Consider the following 4600-nt stretch of genomic DNA (forward strand, 5'->3'; position numbering starts at 1 on the left):
AACACCGCCGTTGCCAAGGCCGCCAGGACGCGTCGCGAACCGGCTGATGTCAATCGATGTTCAGCCGTTTGGCGCAAGCCTTCGTGTCATTTGTTAGCGGCAGGGCGCGAGCCCTCCGGTCTGTCGACGCATCTTCGATGCCGCTACCGGACGGCTTGCGCCGTTCCGCTAACACCGCCGTTGCCTTGGGGATTCCACATCAACGTCTCACCAAGTCAACAAACCGTTCGAGTCGTCGTCTTCTTCCCAGTGGCGTCGGACTTCGCGTAGTCCATACGCACACATTTCGAAGTGCTCGCTCATGCGGTGGATCAGCTCCGAAGACGGTCGGTCGGCGCCGCCCTCGATCTCCGCGGCAATCGCGTAGGCGCGCTTGCCTTGGCGGCAGTAATCGATCAACTGATCCGGCGATTCACCGCGATTCTTCTTGGCCGACAAACTTTCCGGATACATGCCCGACCAGAACAACGTGAAATCGCCGACATGCCGATAGACTTCGCGCTTGGCCAGACCGATCCGGCGTTCGGCTTCGGAAATCATTTGCACGACGTGTTTGGTTCGCATGCCGTCGCTTTGTCGTAACGAATACAGCGAATCGACTCGCACAAATCGCAACATCAAATCGCTGACGTAGTCGACCAGTTGGACGTCCGCGACACCGAGTTTGGTGTGAAAGATAAACTCGCTGATGCCGCGAAAGAATCGCTCGACCGTTGAACCACACAGTGCATCGTGATCAGGTCCGCCCCCACCCTGTTCATCGTTACCGTGCCTATCAGGACCGTGACTGGAATCTGACGCCATGATGGATCTCCCGAAATAGAACAGTGCGAATTACCCGTTTTCGCGATGTCGTCTTTCGACAGCTAGCGGCAAGGCCTGGATGCCGTCAAGACCAATTTAGCATACTCAAAAATCAGTCGTTCGCACGAAGACTTCCCCACCAATCCGGATTTGGTTGCCAATCGGCCTCCAGAATCCGAGAATGGAATTCCTCCAGCCGCTGTTTCAATTTGGTGTGTTTTTCCGCGTAGTAGGCTTCGGTGGTTTTCGGATCGTAGCGTGGATCCGGTTCAGGCCGTTTCGCCCCCACGTCGTTCAACCAAGTGTCCAGTTGCTGCCACATGGACGCGGCGCGGGCGGGCTGGGTGCGTGACAGATCGCTTTGTTCGCCGGGATCACTTGCCAGGTGATACAATTCGTTGCGTCCGTCTTCGTAGTAATGAATCAGTTTCCAGCCGTCCTGGCGGATGATCGCGTGCGGTTCGCCGCCTTGATTTCCGTAATGGGGGTAATGCCAATACAACGGTCGGTCGGGGATGGTGCCACCGGTCAACAGCGGCTTGAGACTGACGCCGTCTTGGTGCTGGGTCGGCCGCAGCGGCAGCCCACACAATTCCAGCAGCGTCGGGTAGAGATCCGCCCCGGTCACCGGCGTGTCGTTGGACGATCCGGGGGGCACCAAGGCCGGATAACGAATGTAAAACGGTTCACGAATCCCGCCTTCCCATTGCCGCCCCTTGCCGCCACGCAGTGGCAAATTGGACGTGCAAAACGCATCCCCCGACGAGACGCCGCCGTTGTCACTGGTGAAGACCACGATCGTGTTGTCCGTCAAACCGTTTGCGTCGATCGCATCGAGCACCAGTCCGACGGCGTTGTCGACGGTTTCCACCATACCGGCATAGACGGGGTGGTCTTGGACTTGGCGGACCGGCAACGTGCGATCGACTTGAAAACGTCCTTGCCCCTCGGGCAGCTCCGGGGCGAGCTTGCGGTATTTTTCCCACAGCGTTTTGCGTGTCTGCACGGGACCATGCACACTGTAGAACGACAGCATCGCGAAGAATGGTTTTCCGTCTTGTTGGTTGATGTAATTGACCGTCTCTTGGGCCAGACGCATCGGCAGCGATTCACCGTCGGGACCGCTGCTGAGCACCGGGTTGTCGTACGGGGCAAAGTAGCCTCCCGGTGGACTGCCCTTGTCGTGTCCGCCCTTGTTGACCTGGTAGCCGTGGTCGGTCGGCCAAGACCCCTTGTCGCCCAGGTGCCACTTACCGGCAAAAAACGTGGCGTACCCGCCATCGCGAAGCGCCTCGGCGATCGTCACCTCGTCATGCGGCAAGTCGTGCACATACTCCGCCGGCAACAGGCGGTCGGGACGCTTCCAATCGAGTCCCGTTTTGGCCCCGATCCAATCGGTGATGCCGTTACGTGCGGGAAAGGTCCCCAATTGAATGCTCGCGCGGGATGGGCTGCACACACAACAGGTTGCGTAACCGTTACGAAAACGCATGCCCCGTTCGGCGATGCTATCGATCCGCGGCGATTGGTAATACGTGCTTCCTTCACCGGACAAGTCGATCGCCCCCATGTCATCCATCAGGATCAACACGACGTTGGGTTGTTCGGCGAAAACCTGCGATGAACCGAGGCACAGCGAGCCGACCAAGCCGCTGAGAGACAAGCCGATCGCAAACGTCAGTGATTTGATTCGCGGTGATTTGAGTCGCGGTTTTCGATCGTTCAAGACGAACCGAGCAGTCATGGAAATGGCCGGGGCAGACGAGGAGTCGGGCTGGGAGGGTTGCAGCAGACTATCATAGTCGAATCTCGCGAGTGCTTGGCCTTGGTGGGGGACAAGCGAAATCGGCTGGCCGCTCGCGCGGTCCCCTCCGGTTCGTATACTGTGACGATGCCCCAAGACAACGGAACACGCAGTCAAGAAACACGCTCGCAGTGGAAAACACTGGACGGTTCCCCCCGCGCGCGGCGTGGCCTCGGCCAGTCGACGATCATGAGCGTCGTTCGGCAGGCCCCGGTCGGCCCCTTGTCGCCGGTGATTGCGTCCCTGGTCGTGGCGGTCTTGTTAGGGGTCACTCTGTATGTCGGCTGGTTGGTGCGTGAAAGCGTCCGGGGCAGCATTCGCAATTCGTTGGAAACCGTGCTGGCGGCCAACATCAACGCGCTGCAACTGTGGCTCGCCGACCAGCGTGAAACGGCAAAGCTTTACGCGGCCGAAGAAGGATTGCGTGGTTACGCGATCGAATTGTTGCAGCAGCATTCCAAAGCAACCCAACCGTCAGGCCCTCATCAGTCAGCGATCAAGCAGGCATCCAACCGTTCGGAATACTTGCAAGCCCTGACGGCTCGACTCCATGACGCCGGCTACCTGGGTTGGGCGATCGTGGATCCGTTGGGTGGCGTGCTTGATTCCAGTGACGCCCGATTCAACGGTGGCACCATCCCACTGGGCCAAGAATTGTTCGCGCGATTGACCGCCGGTACCGTGTCCGTGACACGCCCGTTTGAAATCGAAACGCGCCGCGTCAGCGATGGGGAGACGGCGTCCGGTCCGATGGCGGTCATGTGTGCGGTCGCCCCCGTTCGAGACGACCTGAGGACGACCGGCTCGGTGGCGTTGATGATCGATCCGTCGAAACAGTTCAGCAAGATCTTGTCGGTCGCGCAGATGGGCAGCACGGGTGAAACCTATGCGTTTGATCGTCACGCGGTGATGATTTCGAGCAGCCGTTTCGAATCCCAGTTGACCCAGGCGGGATTGTTGGCGTCAGGCGAAACGAGCCCGCTGAAGATTCATGTCCGCGATCCCGGCGTCGACATTCGCGTGCGGAACTCGGTGCCCGGAGAACCGGCGACGTGGCCGCTGACGTTGATGGCGGACAACGCAACGCGTGGAGGGGTCGGTTCGAATGTGATCGGATACAACGGCTATCGTGGCGTTCGGGTGGTCGGCGCGTGGACTTGGCTTTCCGAATATCATTTCGGCATCGCCAGCGAATTGGAGGTCGACGAAGCGTTTGCGTCGCTGCAGATCCTGCGTAATTCGTTCCTCGCACTCTTCGGCGCCGTCTCGATCGCCGCGGCGATTCTGCTGGGGTTGGTTTGGATCACACGACCTCGCGACATCAACGCAGACCGAGTAGAGGAACTGAAACGACGATTGGGACAATACGATTTACAACAGCGGATCGGACGCGGCGGCATGGGCACCGTGTACTTGGGCGAGCACGGTTTACTGGATCGCAAAGTCGCCATCAAAGTCCTCGAAAATGCCGATGCGACCGAGCGATCGTTGGCCAGGTTTCAGCGTGAAGTTCAACTGTCGGCACGCTTGAAACATCCCAATACCGTCGAAATCTATGACTTCGGACGAACCGACGAAGGCACGTTCTTTTATGTCATGGAGTATGTCGAAGGGATCTCGCTGGAACAGTTGGTGGACTACTACGGACGTCAACCGGCCGAGCGAGTGATTTACCTGTTGCTACAAATCTGTGGGTCGATCGCCGAAGCCCATGCGGCGGGCTTGATTCACCGCGACATCAAACCCGCCAACGTGCTGTTGACCTCACGCAGCGGGATTCACGATTTGATCAAAGTGCTCGACTTCGGGTTGGCCAAACAAATCGACCACGACTCGATGCAATTGACGCGCGTCGATTCGCTGACCGGCACGCCACTGTACATGTCCCCCGAATCGATCCGTGATGCCGCCTCGGCCGACGTTCTCAGCGACATCTATTCGATCGGTGCGGTCGGCTATAATCTGCTCTGCGGTCTCGCTCCGTTGGAAGGC

General features: G+C 58.9%; 3 protein-coding genes. 1 reads left to right on the top strand and 2 read right to left on the bottom strand.

The genetic code is table 11. The features are described from left to right. Positions 1-207: 207 nt before the first annotated feature. A complete protein-coding gene (locus ABX749_RS22975) occupies positions 208-804 on the bottom strand; it encodes a hypothetical protein (protein ID WP_372898045.1) in 597 nt (198 codons plus the stop codon). A 112-nt stretch (positions 805-916) separates the two neighbouring features. Further along, entirely contained in the window at positions 917-2548 is a 1632-nt protein-coding gene (locus ABX749_RS22980; RefSeq protein ID WP_372898046.1) for a sulfatase, read from the bottom strand. A 147-nt stretch (positions 2549-2695) separates the two neighbouring features. On the opposite strand from ABX749_RS22980, the gene ABX749_RS22985 reads away from it, so the two are divergent. Then, on the top strand, positions 2696-4600 hold a 1905-nt coding region (locus ABX749_RS22985; RefSeq protein ID WP_372898047.1), incomplete at its 3' end, for a serine/threonine-protein kinase.

The organism is Stieleria sp. (assembly GCF_041595215.1).
GTDB lineage: Bacteria > Planctomycetota > Planctomycetia > Pirellulales > Pirellulaceae > Stieleria > Stieleria magnilauensis.